The following is a 14,802-nucleotide window of genomic DNA, read 5'->3' on the forward strand; positions in this document are numbered from 1 at the left end:
TCGTCGGCAGGGGTCAGGAGTGGCTGGGGAAGCCGAGGTTGATCCCGGCGTCGGACGGGTCCGGCCAGCGCGTGGTGATCACCTTGCCCTGGGTGTAGAAGGCGACGCCGTCGTTGCCGTACACATGCAGGTCGCCGAAGAGCGAGTCCTTCCAGCCGCCGAAGGAGTGGTAGCCGACGGGCACCGGGATCGGCACGTTCACGCCGACCATGCCCGCCTTGACCTCCATCTGGAAGCGGCGGGCGGCGCCGCCGTCGCGGGTGAAGATGGCGGTGCCGTTGCCCCAACGGGAGCTGTTGATCAGCTTGATGGCCTCGTCGTACGACTCCGCGCGGACGACGACCAGCACCGGGCCGAAGATCTCGTCGCGGTACGCGTCCGCCGTCAGCGGCACCTTGTCGAGCAGGGAGACGCCGAGGAAGAAGCCGTCCTCGTGGCCGTCGACCGAGAAGCCGGTGCCGTCGACGACGACCTCGGCGCCCTGGTCGGCGGCCGATGCGACGTACGAGGCGACCTTGTCGCGGTGTTCGCGCGTGATGAGCGGACCCATCTCGCTCGCCGGGTCGTTGCCGGGACCGATGCGCAGGTTGCCGGCGCGCTCGGCGATCTTGGCGACCAGCTCGTCACCGGTGTCACCGACCGCGACCACGACGGACACGGCCATGCAGCGCTCGCCGGCCGAGCCGTACGCCGCGTTGATCGCCTGGTCGGCCGCGAAGTCCAGGTCCGCGTCCGGCAGTACGAGCATGTGGTTCTTGGCGCCGCCCAGGGCCTGTACGCGCTTGCCGTGCTCAACCGCCTTGAGCTGGATGTACTTGGCGATCGGCGTCGAGCCGACGAAGGAGACGGCCTCGATGTCCGGGTGCTCCAGGAGGCGGTCGACGGCCACCTTGTCGCCCTGTACGACGTTCAGCACACCGTTGGGCAGACCCGCCTCGGTGGCCAGTTCGGCAAGGCGGAAGGACGCCGACGGGTCCTTCTCGCTGGGCTTGAGGATGAAAGTGTTGCCGCATGCGATGGCGAGGGGGAACATCCACATCGGCACCATGGCCGGGAAGTTGAACGGCGTGATGCCCGCGACCACGCCGAGCGGCTGGCGGATCGAGGCCACGTCGACGCGGGTCGACACCTGCGTGGACAGCTCGCCCTTCAGCTGCACGCTGATCCCGCAGGCCAGCTCGACGATCTCCATGCCGCGCGCGACCTCGCCGAGCGCGTCCGAGTGCACCTTGCCGTGCTCGGCGGTGATCAGCTCGGCGATCTCGTCGCGGTGCGCGTCCAGCAGCTCGCGGTACTTGAACAGGATCGCCGTGCGCTTGGCGAGCGAGGCGGTGCCCCAGCTCTCGAACGCGGCCTTGGCGGAGGCCACGGCGGTGTCCACGTCCTCGACGGTCGCGAAGGCGGCCTGCTTCTCCTGCGCGCCGGTCGCCGGGTTGTATACGGGTCCGAAGCGGCCGGACGTGCCTTCGACGGGCTTGCCGTCGATCCAGTGGGTGATGGTCTTCATGGTGCGGGCCTTCCTGGAAGGGGAGTTCAGAGGTGCCGGCGGCGGTCGGCCACTTGGCGGTCGTAGGTCTCGCGGGCGGTCGTCGCGGCCTCGCGGGACGACACTTCGGCCACCGGGACGTCCCACCAGGCCTCGGCCGGGGGAGCGGTCGGGGTGGCGGTGTCGGTCTCGATGTACACGCAGGTCGGCCGGTCGGAGGCGCGGGCCGTGGCGAGCGCCTCGCGCAGTTCGCGCACCGTCTTGGCGCGCAGGACGTCCATGCCGAGGCTGGCCGCGTTGGCGGCGAGGTCGACCGGGAGCGGAGCGCCGGAGAAGGTGCCGTCGGCCGAGCGGTAGCGGTAGGCGGTGCCGAAGCGTTCGCCGCCGACCGCCTCGGAGAGGCCGCCGATGGAGGCGTAGCCGTGGTTCTGGATCAGCACCAGGTTGACGGGCAGGCCCTCCTGGACGGCGGTGACGATCTCGGTCGGCATCATCAGGTAGGTGCCGTCGCCGACCAGGGACCAGACGGGCGTGCCCGGGGCGGCGTGCTGGACACCGATACCGGCCGGGATCTCGTAGCCCATGCAGGAGTAGCCGTACTCCAGGTGGTACTGGCGACGGCTGCGCGCCCGCCACAGCTTGTGCAGGTCGCCGGGGAGCGAACCCGCCGCGTTGATCACCACGTCGTCGTCACCCACTACCGCGTCGAGGGCGCCGAGCAACTGGGTCTGGGTCGGTACGGCGTTCTCGTCGTCGGCGCGGTAGGCGGCCTCGACCACCTGCTCCCAACGCTCCTTGCCGGTGCGGTACTCGGCCTCGTAAGCCGAGTTCACACGGTGGCCGGTCAGCGCCTCCGTCAACGCCGTGAGCCCCGCTCTCGCGTCGCAGACGAGTGGACGCGCCGCCAGCTTGTGGGCGTCGAACGCGGCGATGTTGAGGTTGACGAACCGGGCGTCCGGGTTCTGGAAGAGGGTGTTGGACGCGGTGGTGAAGTCCGTGTAGCGGGTGCCGACGCCGATGACCAGGTCCGCGGTGCGCGCGATGTCGTCGCTGACGGCCGTACCGGTGTGGCCGATTCCGCCCAGGTCCGCCGGATGGTCGTACCGCAGCGAGCCCTTGCCCGCCTGGGTCGACGCGACCGGGATGCCGGTGGCGTCCACCAGGGCCTTCAGTGCCTCCTCGGCCCGGCTGTGGTGGATCCCGCCGCCCGCGACGATCAGCGGGCGCTCGGCGGCCCGGATCGCCGCCACCGCCTCCGCCAGCTCGAACGGGTCGGCCGCCGGACGTCGTACGTGCCACACGCGGTCGGCGAAGAACTCCTCCGGCCAGTCGTAGGCCTCGGCCTGAACGTCCTGCGGCAGAGCGAGAGTCACGGCTCCGGTCTCGACCGGGTCGGTGAGGACCCGCATCGCCTGCAGCGCCGACGGGATCAGGGCCTCGGGGCGTGTGATCCGGTCGTAGTAGCGGGACACCGGGCGCAGCGTGTCGTTGACCGACAGGTCCGCCTCGACCGGGTGCTCCAGCTGCTGGAGGAGCGGGTCGGCGGCGCGCGTGGCGAAGTAGTCGCCCGGCAGGAGAAGCACCGGCAGCCGGTTGATCGTGGCGAGCGCGGCCCCCGTGACGAGGTTGGTGGCGCCCGGTCCGATGGACGTGGTGACCGCCTGCGCGGACAGCCGGTCGAGGTGGCGGGCGTAGCCGACCGCCGCGTGCACCATGGCCTGTTCGTTGCGGCCCTGGTGGTACGGCATCGCCTCCTCGCCCGCCTCCACGAGCGCCTGGCCGATGCCCGCCACATTGCCGTGCCCGAAGATGCCCCAGGTACCGGCGATCAGCCGGTGCCGCACGCCGTCACGCTCGCTGTACTGGACCGACAGGAAGCGCACCAGGGCCTGGGCGACGGTCAGGCGGCGGGTGGGGGTGCTCATCAGGACTTCTCCGGTGCCGTGTAGAGGGGGAGGCGGGGGTCGACGGGCTGCTCGGGCCAGGTGTCGCGGACCCAGGCGTGATCGGGGTGGTCGCAGATCAGCCAGGAGCGGTCGTCCTCCGGGCCCGCCATGACGTTGAGGTAGTACATGTGGTGGCCCGGCACCGCCATGGAGGGCCCGTGCCAGCCGTCGGGGATCAACACGACGTCACCGCCGCGCACTTCGGCCAGCACGTCCGTGTTGCGGCCCTGCCCGGACGGGGAGACGCGCTGGTAGCCGAGGCCGGGTGTGCCCTCGTGGTCGGCGAACTCGAAGTAGTAGACCTCTTCGAGAACGGACTCCTCACCGGGACGGTGCTCGTCGTGCTTGTGCGGCGGGAAGGACGACCAGTTGCCGCCCGGGGTGATCACCTCGACGGCGATGAGCTTGTCGCACTCGAAGACCCCGGCCGCGCCGAAGTTGTTGACCTGGCGGGAACTGTTGCCGGTGCCGCGCAGCTCCACCGGCACCGACGAGGCCGGTCCGTAGCGGGCGGGCAGCCGGCGGGTGCAGCGCGCGCCGGTGAGGGCGAAGCGTCCGCCGCCGGTCGACGAGATCGTCGTACGGGAATCCCGTGGGACGTACGCGAAGTCGCTGACGCCGGTGAACACGCTGTCGCGGCCCTGCAGTTGGAAGGTGTCGTGACCGAAGTCGTCGTCGGCGGCGACGGTGCAGGAACCGCTGAGCGGCAGCACGATCCACTCGCTGTCGTCCGTGTCGAAGGTGTGCCCGCCGCCGGGCGGCAACTCCAGGATCCGTAGGCTGGAGTAGCCCCAGACCGCGGACTCGGGGGTGACGTCCACGACGTAGGGGCCGCCCAGGGCCTTGCCGGCGGGAAGGTGATATGCACTGGTCATCGCGTGCCTCCGGTTCACAGCAGACCCACGGCGGTGTCCACCGCCGTCTCCACGCTGCCCTCGGCGGGGTACAGCAGGGAGCGGCCGACGACGAGGCCCTGGACGGTGGGCAGGCGCAGCGCCTTGCGCCACTTCTCGTACGCGCCCTCCTGGTCGTCCCCGACCTCGCCGCCGAGGAGGACGGCGGGCAGGGTCGACGTCTCCAGGACCTCGGCCATGTCGTCAGGGTCGTGGGTGACGGGGAGTTTCAGCCAGGTGTAGGCGGAGGTGCCGCCCAGGCCCGAGGAGATGGCGATGGAGCGGATCACGGCCTCGGCGGACAGGTCGTTGCGGACCGCGCCGTCGACCCGGCGGGAGATGAACGGTTCGACGAACAGGGGGAGTTGGCGTGCCGCCATGTCGTCGATGGCTCGCGCGGTGGATTCCAGGGTGGTCAGCGAGCCCGGGTCGTCGTAGTCGATACGCAGCAGCAGCTTGCCCGCGTCGAAGCGGAGCCGGGCGATGTCCTCACCACGGTGGCCGGTGAACCGGTCGTCCATCTCGAAGGAGGCGCCGGCCAGGCCGCCGCGGTTCATCGAGCCCATCACGACCTTGCCGTCGAGGACCCCGAGCAGGAGAAGGTCCTCCAGGATGTCGGCGGTCGCCAGCACCCCGTCGACGCCCGGCCGGGACAGCGCGATGCACAGGCGCTCCAGCAGATCGGCCCGGTTCGCCATGGCGCTGCGGCGGTCGCCGACGGCGAGGGCGCCGCGCGCCGGGTGGTCGGCGGCCACGATCATCAGCCGGCCGCTGTCACCGAGCAGCGGGCGGCGCACCCGGCGGGCGGCCGCCTCGGCGACGGCCTCCGGATGGCGGGCCCTGACGGTGACCAGGTCGGGGATGCTGATGCTCAAGAGAAGCTCCGTTCAAGGGTGGCTCGGGCGGCCGTGTACTCCACCGGGTGCTCAGCCGGCCACTCGGGCGCCCACGCCGGCGCCTGCGAGGAGGTCCTCGACCTCGGACTCGGTCGGCATCGCGGAGGAGCAGGCGAGCCGGGAGGCGACGAGGGCGCCGGCCGCGTTGGCGTACCGCATGGTCTTCTCCAACTCCCAGCCGGACAGCAGTCCGTGGCACAGCGCGCCGCCGAACGCGTCACCCGCACCGAGGCCGTTGAGCACCTCGACCGGGACCGGCGGCACCTCGGCGGTCGTGCCGTCGCGGTGCATGGCCAGGACGCCCTTGGGGCCCTGTTTGACGACGGCGAGTTCCACACCCGCGTCGAGGAGCGCCTCGGCGCAGGCGCGGGGCTCGCGGACGCCGGTGGCGATCTCGCACTCGTCGAGGTTGCCGACCGCGACGGTCGCGTGACGCAGCGCTTCGGCGTAGTGCGGGCGGGCCTCCGCGGGGTCCTTCCAGAACATCGGGCGCCAGTCGAGGTCGAAGACGGTGATGCCCGCCTTGTCGCGCGCCTTGAGGGCGGCGAGGGTGGCGGAGCGGCTCGGTTCCTCGCTCAGGCCGGTGCCGGTGATCCAGAAGACGCGGGCCGCGCGGATCCCGAAGAAGTCCAGCTCCTCCGTGCGGATCTCCAGGTCGGGCGCCTTGGGCTGCCGGTAGAAGTACAGCGGGAAGTCGTCCGGCGGGAAGATCTCGCAGAACGTGACCGGAGTCGGGTACTCGGCGACCGGCGTGACCCAGCGGTCGTCCACGCCGAACTCCCTGAGCGCCTGGTGCAGATAGGCACCGAAGGGGTCGTCGCCGGTGCGGGTGATCACCGCGGTGCCGCGGCCGAGCCGGGCGGCCGCGACCGCCACGTTGGTGGCCGAACCGCCCAGGAATTTCCCGAAGGTCTCCACACGCTCCAGGGGCACGCCCGACTGCAATGGGTAAAGGTCGACCCCGATGCGTCCCATCGTGATCAAATCGAAGGGCTGGGATGACTCGGCCATGCGCGACGCTCCTCGGGCTGCTGGGGGTGTGCGGGCCCCAGGGGGCTTGCCGCCTCTCAGGTGTAGGTCTCGGAGGGTGGCGCTGTCAATAGTTTGTACTTACATTCGGACCTGCTTGTGAAATGATGTCTTAACAAAGTATTGACAGCAGGCGCGCCCAGGGATTGGATTCCGTCCCAGCGCAACAGCCGTTTTCTACGGCACACGACCCGGGTTCTCCGTAGTTCCCGGGCCCCCGGATCCTTGTGATCTCTGCTCCACTTCCCCCGTAGCACAGTGAGGTGCAGGAAAGATGGACCGCTCTTCCCAGTCCCGCTCCCGCCGAATGGCCCCCTTCGTAGCCGTGGCCGCGGCAGCGGCCCTGACCCTCGCTGGCTGCTCCAGCAGCTCGGGCGGCAAGAAGTCCGAGGAGAGCGCCGACGGCGCCTCCGCGGGCAAGGCCACCACACCCCGTATGACGGTCGCCCTGGTCACGCACCAGGCGCCCGGCGACACGTTCTGGGACATCGTCCGCAAGGGCGCCGAGGCCGCAGCCGCCAAGGACAACATCAAGCTCATCTACTCCGCCGACCCGAACGCGGGCAACCAGGCCAGCCTGGTCCAGAACGCGATCGACCAGAAGGTCGACGGCATCGCGATCACCCTCGCCAAGCCGGACGCCCTGAAGGACGTCGTGAACAAGGCGAAGGCCGCGAACATACCCGTGGTCGGCCTCAACTCCGGTGTCAGTGACTGGAAGAGCCTCGGCCTGCTGGAGTTCTTCGGCCAGGACGAGACCGTCGCCGGCGAGGCGCTCGGCAACAGGCTGAACTCGGAGGGCGCCAAGAAGGCCGTCTGCGTCATCCAGGAGCAGGGCAACATCGGCCTGACCCAGCGCTGCGACGGCGTGAAGAAGACGTTCAGCGGCACCGTCGAGACACTGAACGTCAACGGCACCGACATGCCGTCCGTGAAGTCGACGATCACCGCCAAGCTCACGCAGGACAAGGCCATCGACTACGTGGTCACGCTGGGCGCCCCGTTCGCCCTGACCTCCGTGCAGTCGGTGTCCGACGCGGGCAGCAAGGCGAAGATCGCCACGTTCGACCTCAACAAGGACCTGACGAGCGCCATCAGCAGCGGCACCATCCAGTTCGCCGTGGACCAGCAGCCCTACCTCCAGGGCTACTTGGCGGTGGACTCGCTGTGGCTCTACAAGAACAACGGGAACTACAGCGGCGGCGGTGAGGCACCGGTGCTGACCGGGCCGGCCTTCGTCGACAAGACCAACGTCGAGAGCGTCGCCGAGTTCGCCGCCAACGGAACCCGGTGATCAGCATGACCCAGCATGCCGAGCCGGCGGTGACCACACCGCCGGCCTCCGGCCCGAAGCAGACCGACGGCCGGACCGCGGAACGTCCCCTGGCGATACGGCTGTTGGCCCGGCCCGAGGTGGGTGTCTTCCTCGGTGCCGCCGCGGTCTACGTGTTCTTCCTGATCTCGGCGCCGCCGGTGCGCGAGGCCAGCTCGATGGCGAACGTCCTCTACCAGTCCTCGACCATCGGCATCATGGCCCTCCCGGTCGCCCTGCTGATGATCGGCGGCGAGTTCGACCTCTCCGCCGGTGTCGCGGTGATCACCTCGGCGCTCACCGCGAGCATGCTCGCGTATCAGCTGAGCATGAACGTGTGGGTGGGTGTGATCGCCGCCCTGGCGGTGTCGCTGGGGATCGGGTTCCTCAACGGCTGGCTGGTGGTCAAGACCGGGTTGCCGAGCTTCCTGGTCACGCTGGGCAGCTTCCTGATCCTGCAGGGCGTGAACCTGGCGGTGACCAAGCTGGTCACCGGCAACGTGGCCACCGACGACATCAGCACCATGGACGGCTTCGGCCAGGCCAAGAAGATCTTCGCCTCGACCTTCGAGGTCGGCGGCGTCCAGATCAAGATCACCATCGTGTGGTGGCTGGTCTTCGCGGCCATCGCCACCTGGGTACTGCTGCGCACCAAGTACGGCAACTGGATCTTCGCGGTCGGCGGCAACAAGGACTCCGCCCGCGCGGTGGGTGTCCCGGTGGCCTTCACCAAGATCTCGCTGTTCATGCTGGTCGGTTTCGGTGCCTGGTTCATCGGTATGCACCAGCTGTTCTCCTTCAACACCGTGCAGTCCGGCGAGGGTGTGGGCCAGGAGCTGATCTACATCTCCGCGGCCGTGATCGGCGGCTGCCTGCTCACCGGCGGCGCCGGCAGTGCGATCGGCCCGGTCTTCGGCGCCTTCATGTTCGGCATGGTGCAGCAGGGCATCGTCTACGCCGGCTGGAACCCCGACTGGTTCAAGGCCTTCCTCGGCGTGATGCTGCTGGGCGCCGTCCTCATCAACTTGTGGGTCCAGCGCACCGCGACCCGGAGGTAACCACCATGACGAACACAGGCGGATCCGGCACGCACGGCGCCATCCTCACCGACCGCGTCCCCCAGGGCGAGGACGCTCCGCTCGTGGAGCTGCGCAACGCGGGCAAGTCCTACGGCAACGTCCGCGCCCTGCACGGGGTGGACCTCACCGTCCGCCCCAGCCAGGTCACTTGCGTGCTGGGCGACAACGGGGCCGGCAAGTCGACCCTCATCAAAATCATTTCCGGGCTGCACCAGCACACCGAGGGCGAGTTCCTCGTCGACGGCGAACCGGTGCACTTCACCACCCCCCGCCAGGCCCTGGACCGCGGTATCGCCACCGTCTACCAGGACCTCGCCACCGTGCCGCTGATGCCGGTGTGGCGGAACTTCTTCCTCGGCTCGGAGATGACCAAGGGCCCCTGGCCCGTCCGCCGCCTCGACATCGAGAAGATGAAGAAGACGGCCGACGAAGAGCTGCGCAACATGGGCATCCTCCTGGACAACCTGGAACAGCCCATCGGCACCCTCTCCGGCGGCCAGCGCCAGTGCGTCGCCATCGCCCGCGCCGTCTACTTCGGCGCCCGCGTCCTCATCCTCGACGAGCCCACCGCCGCCCTCGGCGTCAAACAGTCCGGCGTGGTCCTGAAATACGTCGCCGCCGCCCGCGACCGCGGCCTCGGCGTCATCTTCATCACCCACAACCCCCACCACGCCTACATGGTCGGCGACCACTTCAGCGTGCTGCGCCTGGGCACCATGGAACTCTCCGCCGAACGCAGCGAGATCACCCTCGAAGAACTCACCAACCACATGGCAGGCGGCACCGAACTCGCCGCACTCAAGCACGAGTTGGCCCAGGTCCGCGGCGTCGACGTCGAGGAGCTCCCCGAGGTGAAGGACCTCAAGGCTTCGGCTGCCGCTTCCACCGAAGGGACTTCCTGACATGCCCGACCGTCCCTCTCTGGACCGCATCCGGGTCGGCTCCGCCCCGGACTCCTGGGGCGTCTGGTTCCCCGACGACCCCCAACAGGTGCCGTGGCAGCGCTTCCTGGACGAGGTCGCCGAGGCCGGCTACCCCTGGATCGAGCTGGGTCCGTACGGCTATCTGCCGACCGACCCGGCACGGCTCACCGAGGAGATCGGCAAGCGCGATCTGAAGGTCTCCGCGGGCACGGTCTTCACCGGCCTGCACCGGGGCCACTCCGTCTGGGACTCCACCTGGGAGCACGTCAGCCAGGTCGCCGCGCTCACCCAGGCGATGGGCGCCAAGCACCTGGTCGTCATCCCGTCCTTCTGGCGGGACGACAAGACAGCGGAGATCCTCGAGCCGCCGGAGCTGACCGGCGAGCAGTGGGCCCACCTCACCAAGGGCATGGAACGCCTCGGACACGAGGTCAAGGAGACGTACGGCCTCGACATCGTCGTCCACCCGCACGCGGACACCCACATCGACACGGAGGACCACGTCGAGCGCTTCCTCGACTCGACCGACTCCGAACTCGTCAACCTCTGCCTGGACACGGGGCACTACGCCTACTGCGGCGGCGACAGCGTCAAGCTGATCGAGACGTACGGCGAACGCATCGGCTACCTCCACCTCAAGCAGGTCGACCCGGAGATCCTCGCCGACGTCGTCAAGAACGAGGTTCCCTTCGGCCCGGCCGTGCAGCGCGGAGTGATGTGCGAACCGCCGTCCGGTGTACCGGAGTTGGAGCCGGTGCTGATCGCGGCGCAGCGCCTCGGCGTCGAGCTGTTCGCGATCGTCGAGCAGGACATGTACCCGTGCGAGCCGGACAAGCCGCTGCCCATCGCGGTGCGCACCCGCAAGTTCCTGCGGTCCTGCGGCGCCTGACGACCCGCCAGGACGGGGCGGCGCCGAGCCGGTCGAGCGGGACCCGTATCAAGGGTCCCGCTCGCGGCACGTCCGCCCCGAGGCTGGTGACGGGGCGCCTCGCGGCCCGGGGATCCCGAGCCCTGTGAACCACAACTCGCCCTGTTGCAGAGCAAATGCCTCCGGTCCCGCCCAAGCAGAACGCCCGGACGAGACCGTCCGGGCGTGGGAACAGCGGGCGACCGCGAAGCCTTACCCCTCGTTCGTCTACCGCGTCGCCGAGACACGCGGCCTGGGCTCGAAGCCCGCCGCGCGGTAGCACTCGTCGATCAGCGTCATCGTCGCCAGCGCGTCATCCGCGTCCAGCGGCAGAGGGGCGCCCTCGCGCACCCGGGCGGCGAAGGCCTCCAACTGGTAGGTGTACGAGGAGCGGGCGCCCAGGCGCTCGGTGCGTTCGCCGTCGGGGGTGCGGACGACGACCCGGTCGTCCCGGTGCGGCAGGACGAAGTTCGGCGCGGTCGCCTCACCCCGCGATCCGACGATCCGGCAGCTCATCTCCAGCTCGTCGTACGCCATGTGACAGCGGGCGGAGCCCGTGGCGCCGCCCGGGAAGGCCAGGTCGGCGTCCAGCCACTCGTCGACGCCCGGTGCACCGGCGCGTTCGCCGCCCCGGGCCGAGACGAGCCGCGGCGCGCCGCCCGCCCAGGGGGCCAGCATCCGCAGGGCGTGCAGGCAGTAACAGCCCAGGTCCATCACGGCGCCGCCGGCCAGTTCAAGCGACCAGCGAGGGTCGGTGTCCGTCGGGGCGGGGACCGCGACCAGGGTCTCGACGTGGCGCAGTTCGCCGAGTTCACCGCTCTCCAGGATTTCGTGCAGGCGCCGGGTGACCGGGTGGAAGAGGTAGTGGAAGGCCTCCATGAAGACGGTCCCGGCCTTGGCGGCCGCCTCCCGCACCTCGGCCGCCTCCCCGGCGTTGCTCGCCGAGGGCTTCTCCGACAGGACGTGCTTGCCCGCCGCCAGCGCGGCGAGGTTCCACGGTCCGTGCAGGCCGTTCGCAAGCGGGTTGTAGACGACCTCCACCTCCGGGTCGGCGAGCAGGTCGGCGTAGGAGTCCGCCACCCGCTCGACGCCGTGCGCGGCGGCGTACGCCTGCGCGCGGGAGCGGTCGCGCGCGGCCACCGCGACGACGCGGTGGCCGGTCGACCGGGCCGGGCCGATCAGCGAGTTCTCGGTGATCCGTGCTGCTCCCAGCACTCCGATGCGCAGTGGTTCCCGGCCCGGTTCGCTCATGCTTCCCGTACCTCCTGGATCGTGACGGGGCGGTGCTCGTGCAGGGACAGTGTGCACGCGTCCGCGATCCAGCCGGCCTCCAGAGCGTCGGCGACCGTGCACGGGGAGGGCCGGGTGCCGGCCACGACCTCGGTGAACGCGGCGAGTTCGGCCTGGTAGGCGGCCGTGAAGCGGTCCATGAAGAAGTCGTGCGGGGTACCCGCCGGGAAGGTCACGCCGGGCTCGACGGAACGCAGCGGCAGCTTGTCCTCCAGGCCCACCGCGATCGAGTCCGTGAATCCGTGGATCTCCATGCGGACGTCGTAACCACGGGCGTTGTGGCGGGAGTTGGAGACCACCGCGATGGTGCCGTCGTCCAGGGTGAGGATCGCGCCGGTGGTGTCGGCGTCACCCGCCTCCTTGATGTAGTCGGCGCCCCGGTTGGCGCCGACCGCGTACACCTCGGTCACCTCGCGGCCGGTCACCCAGCGGATGATGTCGAAGTCGTGCACGGAGCAGTCCCGGAAGATGCCTCCGGAGGCGGCGATGTACGCGGCCGGCGGCGGCGCCGGGTCCAGCGTGGTCGACCGTACGGTGTGCAGCTTGCCCAGCTCGCCGGACTGTACGGCGGCGCGCGCGGCGACGAAGCCGGCGTCGAAGCGGCGGTTGTAGCCGATCTGGATCGGCACGTCGCTGCCCTGGACGGCCTTGAGGACCTGGACGCCCTCGCTCATGGTCTTGGCGACGGGCTTCTCGCAGAAGACGGGCACGCCCGCCTCGACCGCGGCCAGGATCAGCGCGGGGTGGGCGTCGGTCGCGGCCGCGATGACGATGCCGTCGACGCCGGCGGCCAGTACGGCCTCCGGGGAGTCCGCGACCTGGGCGCCGAACCGCTCGGCGGCGGCCTTGGCGGCGTCCGCGAACGGGTCGCTGACGACGAGGGACTCGACGGCGTCGAGGCCGGACAGGGTCTGGGCGTGAAACGCGCCGATGCGGCCGAGGCCGAGGATTCCGATACGCATGAGGGTTCTTGCTCCTTGGGAAGTGCGGGTTCTGCAAGGGGGGTCAGTCGAGGGCGCCGAGGACGTTCTGGTCCCAGTCGATCACCGAACCGGTGACCACCCCGGACCGGTCGGACAGCAGGAACACGACGAAGTCGGCGATCTCGTCCGGCTGGCCGAGCTTGCCCATCGGCAGCTTCGCGGCGGCTTCCTCCCGCCAGTCGTCCCCCGCGCCGTGGAAGGCCTTCTGCGTGGCGTCCTCGCCCTCGGTCGCGGTCCAGCCGATGTTCAGGTCGTTGATCCGGACCCGGTCGAAGCGGTGGGCGTGCGCGGCGTTGCGCGTCAAGCCCGCCAGACCTGCCTTGGCCGCGGAGTACGCCGCCAGGTGGGGCGGCCCGCCGTGCGCGCAGTTGGAGCCGATGTTGACGATGGTGCCCGGCGCCTTGCGGGCCGTCATGTCGGCCACCGCCGCCTGCATCGCGAAGAACGGCGCCTTCAGGTTGATCGCGATGTGCTGGTCGAACAGTTCGGGCGTGGTGGCGAGCAGGGTGCCGCGGGTGGTGAGCCCGGCGGAGTTCACCAGGCAGTCGACGCGGCCGTGCGCGGCGATCACCTCGGCCACGGCCGCCTTCGCCTGCTCGGCGTCCGACAGGTCGGCGCGTACGAACATCGCCTTGCCGCCCGCCCCGGTCAGCTCGGCGACGAGGGCGTCACCGGGCTCGGGGCGACGGCCGCTGACGGCGACCACCGCGCCCTCGCGCGCCGCGGCCCGGGCGATGGCGGCGCCCACGCCCTGGCTGCCGCCATTGACGAGGACGACCTTGTCGTCGAGAAGTCCCATGCTGTTCCTCAGCTTTCGCGTCGTTCGGTACCGGCCCGCAGCTCCTCGCGGAGCGCCTCCGGGGTCCATTCCTCGCGCACCGCACGGCGTACGACATCCGCCTGCGTGCGCGGTGCCATTCCGTCGACCGGCGGGTCGCTGTCGAGGTTGGTGGGGAAGGGATAGCCCTCGGCGCAGGCGGCGACGACCGTGTCCAGCCACTCCTCGCCCGCGCCCTCGCCCTTGCGCTTGAGCAGTACGGGGAAGACCGCGTTGCTCACCGCCTCGCGGTCCACCGTCTCCATGGCCCGCCCGAACGCCGAGGACACCTGGAGCAGGTTGGCCATGCGCCGGACGTCCGTCGTGCGGTTGGTGCCGGCCGCGTGGAAGAGCGCGGGGTTGAAGAAGGCGGCATCGCCCTTGGCGAGGGGGAGCTGGATGTGGTGCGTCTCGAAGTAGGCCTGGAACTCGGGCAGTCGCCAGGCCAGATAGCCCGGCTCGTACTTCTGCGAGTGCGGCAGATACATCGTGGGCCCCGACTCGACCGGCATGTCGCAGTGCGCGACCGCGCCCTGCAGCGTGAGCACGGGGGAGAGGCGGTGCACATGGGCGGGGTAGCCGGTGGCGACCTCGTTGCTGAGGAAGCCGAGGTGGTAGTCGCGGTGCACGGTCTGCGCCGCGCCGCCCGGGTTGACCACGTTGACCTGCGAGGTGATCTGGTAGCCGGGGCCGAGCCAGGCGGCCGACACCAGGGCCAGGATGTCGTTCGCGTAGTAGTCGGCGAACGCCTCAGGGTCGTAGAGCGCGGCCTTCTCCAGGGCGTTCCACACCCGGTCGTTGGCCCCTGGCTTGGCGAAGTGGTCCCCGGCGCCCGCGCCCGAGGCGAGCTGCTCGGCGATCAGGGCGTCGAACACGGCGGTCGTACGGTCCACGACCGACGCGTCCGGGAAGGCGCCCCGGAGGACCACGATGCCGGGCCCGTCGGCGAACGCGCGGACCAGCTCGGCCTGGACCTCGCGGCGCTCACCGGCGGCCACGGACTTGCGCAGCCGGTGGCTGTCGTAGACGAGGACGTTCCGCTCCACCGAGGTGGCGTACGGAAACCCGGCGAGGTCCGTCGGCTGCTCGACCAGGGTGCGGAAGGCATCGAGGTCGCAGTCCTGCTCGGAGAGCCAGGCGCCGGGTGCGGCGGAAGTGAAGGACATCGTCGTCCCCTCGGGTCATGGTGCGGTGCGGCTCTGTCATTCTTGTCATGACAAACCCTTCGAACAACCAGCAGT

The 14,802-nt window shown here is 70.2% G+C and carries 13 protein-coding genes; 4 read left to right on the forward strand and 9 right to left on the reverse strand.

All coding sequences use genetic code 11. From position 1 onward, the window contains the following. Nucleotides 1–13: 13 nt before the first annotated feature. From OG219_RS39325 to iolC, 5 genes are read right to left on the reverse strand one after another with little or no spacing between them, the layout of a single operon-like run. Nucleotides 14–1,507: a CoA-acylating methylmalonate-semialdehyde dehydrogenase gene (locus tag OG219_RS39325; RefSeq protein ID WP_266834850.1), complete on the reverse strand. Its 1,494-nt coding sequence runs from the start codon at nucleotides 1,505–1,507 to the stop codon at nucleotides 14–16. A gap of 26 nt (nucleotides 1,508–1,533) precedes the next feature. Further along, the gene (gene iolD, locus OG219_RS39330) at nucleotides 1,534–3,411 is read right to left on the reverse strand and encodes a 3D-(3,5/4)-trihydroxycyclohexane-1,2-dione acylhydrolase (decyclizing) (protein ID WP_266834851.1); all 1,878 of its coding nucleotides are present in this window, start codon (nucleotides 3,409–3,411) and stop codon (nucleotides 1,534–1,536) included. After that, nucleotides 3,411–4,307 (reverse strand): 5-deoxy-glucuronate isomerase, encoded by an 897-nt coding sequence (iolB, locus tag OG219_RS39335; protein ID WP_266834852.1) that lies wholly within the window; start codon nucleotides 4,305–4,307, stop codon nucleotides 3,411–3,413. Before iolB ends, iolD begins: the two co-directional genes overlap by 1 nt. Before the next feature lie 14 nt (nucleotides 4,308–4,321). Beyond that, complete coding sequence (locus OG219_RS39340) at nucleotides 4,322–5,200, reverse strand: deoxyribose-phosphate aldolase (RefSeq protein ID WP_266834853.1); 879 nt, start codon at nucleotides 5,198–5,200, stop codon at nucleotides 4,322–4,324. Nucleotides 5,201–5,251: 51 nt separating this feature from the next. Beyond that, nucleotides 5,252–6,232, reverse strand: a complete 981-nt coding sequence (gene iolC, locus OG219_RS39345) for a 5-dehydro-2-deoxygluconokinase (RefSeq protein ID WP_266834854.1) — start codon at nucleotides 6,230–6,232, stop codon at nucleotides 5,252–5,254. A gap of 292 nt (nucleotides 6,233–6,524) precedes the next feature. On the opposite strand from iolC, the gene OG219_RS39350 reads away from it, so the two are divergent. The 4 genes from OG219_RS39350 to OG219_RS39365 are packed head-to-tail and all read left to right on the forward strand — an operon-like array spanning nucleotide 6,525 to nucleotide 10,453. Next, nucleotides 6,525–7,544: a sugar ABC transporter substrate-binding protein gene (locus tag OG219_RS39350; protein ID WP_266834855.1), complete on the forward strand. Its 1,020-nt coding sequence runs from the start codon at nucleotides 6,525–6,527 to the stop codon at nucleotides 7,542–7,544. Continuing rightward, nucleotides 7,544–8,620, forward strand: a complete 1,077-nt coding sequence (locus OG219_RS39355) for an ABC transporter permease (protein WP_266836390.1) — start codon at nucleotides 7,544–7,546, stop codon at nucleotides 8,618–8,620. The genes OG219_RS39350 and OG219_RS39355 overlap by 1 nt, the downstream gene beginning before the upstream one ends. A 5-nt stretch (nucleotides 8,621–8,625) precedes the next feature. Next, entirely contained in the window at nucleotides 8,626–9,543 is a 918-nt protein-coding gene (locus OG219_RS39360) for an ATP-binding cassette domain-containing protein (protein WP_266834856.1), read from the forward strand. Nucleotide 9,544: 1 nt separating this feature from the next. Continuing rightward, the gene (locus tag OG219_RS39365) at nucleotides 9,545–10,453 is read left to right on the forward strand and encodes a sugar phosphate isomerase/epimerase (RefSeq protein ID WP_266834858.1); all 909 of its coding nucleotides are present in this window, start codon (nucleotides 9,545–9,547) and stop codon (nucleotides 10,451–10,453) included. 246 nt (nucleotides 10,454–10,699) lie between these two features. On the opposite strand, the gene OG219_RS39370 is transcribed toward OG219_RS39365, so the two are convergent. The 4 genes from OG219_RS39370 to OG219_RS39385 are packed head-to-tail and all read right to left on the reverse strand — an operon-like array spanning nucleotide 10,700 to nucleotide 14,727. Then, complete coding sequence (locus tag OG219_RS39370) at nucleotides 10,700–11,722, reverse strand: Gfo/Idh/MocA family protein (RefSeq protein ID WP_266834860.1); 1,023 nt, start codon at nucleotides 11,720–11,722, stop codon at nucleotides 10,700–10,702. Continuing rightward, a complete protein-coding gene (locus OG219_RS39375) occupies nucleotides 11,719–12,723 on the reverse strand; it encodes a Gfo/Idh/MocA family oxidoreductase (RefSeq protein ID WP_266834862.1) in 1,005 nt (334 codons plus the stop codon). The genes OG219_RS39370 and OG219_RS39375 overlap by 4 nt, the downstream gene beginning before the upstream one ends. A gap of 43 nt (nucleotides 12,724–12,766) precedes the next feature. After that, nucleotides 12,767–13,543, reverse strand: coding sequence for an SDR family oxidoreductase (locus tag OG219_RS39380; RefSeq protein ID WP_266834864.1), 777 nt, complete (start codon nucleotides 13,541–13,543; stop codon nucleotides 12,767–12,769). 8 nt (nucleotides 13,544–13,551) lie between these two features. Continuing rightward, on the reverse strand, nucleotides 13,552–14,727 hold the full coding sequence (locus tag OG219_RS39385; RefSeq protein ID WP_266834866.1) for a phytanoyl-CoA dioxygenase family protein: 1,176 nt from the start codon (nucleotides 14,725–14,727) through the stop codon (nucleotides 13,552–13,554). Nucleotides 14,728–14,802 lie beyond the last annotated feature (75 nt).

This window comes from Streptomyces sp. NBC_00038 (assembly GCF_026343635.1).
Lineage (GTDB): Bacteria > Actinomycetota > Actinomycetes > Streptomycetales > Streptomycetaceae > Streptomyces.